The organism is Acaryochloris thomasi RCC1774 (assembly GCF_003231495.1).
In the GTDB taxonomy this organism is placed as follows: Bacteria; Cyanobacteriota; Cyanobacteriia; order Thermosynechococcales; family Thermosynechococcaceae; genus RCC1774.
Map to the genome: position 1 here is coordinate 1 of NZ_PQWO01000068.1, position 1118 is coordinate 1118.

1 protein-coding gene is annotated in these 1118 nt (G+C 49.5%); it reads left to right on the plus strand.

Translation table 11 applies throughout. The annotated features are described in order from the left end of the window. Window positions 1-62: 62 nt before the first annotated feature. Window positions 63-1118 (plus strand): DUF6603 domain-containing protein (locus tag C1752_RS27960; RefSeq protein ID WP_199464554.1); only part of this gene is annotated, 1056 nt, incomplete at its 3' end.

Sequence of the window (1118 nt, forward strand, 5' to 3'; positions counted from 1 at the left end):
CGGCTGCCCTCAGCAGTTCCAACACTACTAAAAACGGTACAGGACAGCTGGTACCCACCGACATGAACACCTATCTGCCACCACAGCTGGGTGAAGATTTTCTGGGCATCGCGGTGCATTTTACCTCCTTCAAAGTGATCAATTCCTTTGCACTCTTCATTGTGAAGTTTGGCAAAGAGCTGGAGTTCGACCTGCTGGGTGTGTCTACCTACAAAGCCCCCAACCCCAAAGACCCGAAACCGGTAGCGGTGGTTGAACTGGAGGTAGTAGGTAGCTACAAACCCTCAGCCGGTACTTTGCTGGTGAGGGGTATGCTCACCCCCAGCTCTTATGTGTTCTCAAAAGAGTGCCACCTGCAAGGCGGTTTTGCCATTGCCTTCTGGACAGGCAGCAACCCACACAGTGGCGATTTTGTATTCTCATTCGGAGGTTATGGCAACCATTACACGCCTCAGACTTATTATCCGCAAAACATACCCGAGTTAGGCTTTACCTGGCAGATCAACAGTAACCTGAGCATAAAAGGTGGTGGCTATTGGACCCTGACTCCACATCGCATTGTGGCCGGGGGCTTTTTGAAAGCCACCTATAACCTCGATTGGGTAAGGGCCTGTTTCGATGTCAATGCACGTTTTGAGATTGACTGGTCGCCCCTTCATTATGAAGGACATTTCAGTGTGGAATTTACCCTGGAGGTACATATCCATATTTTGTTTGTGGATTGCTGGGTAGGTTTTACCGTAGGTGAAGGCCTGAGTATACACGGACCTGAATTTGGAGGAGAAGCCAGCATAGGCTTGGGCGTATGCACGGTAGATATCGCTTTCGGGGCATCTCCTGCTCCCAAACCGCTGTTGAGCTGGAACAAATTCCTGACCAGCTATACTGCTGCCAAAGAAGTTGCAGGTTCTGATACTGTGGATACTTCCGGTATGGTGCAGCTCAAGCTGGTCGGTGGTCTGGTAAAAACTGTGACTCAAAAGAGTAATGATCAGAAGGTTGAGGTGGTCAATCCCAAAGACCTGGAACTCACTGCGAGCTCCTTTATACCCAATTCCGCATACCAACTGAATGCAAATACAATAAGTGCCGGTGAGAATTTGGGTATCAAGCCCATG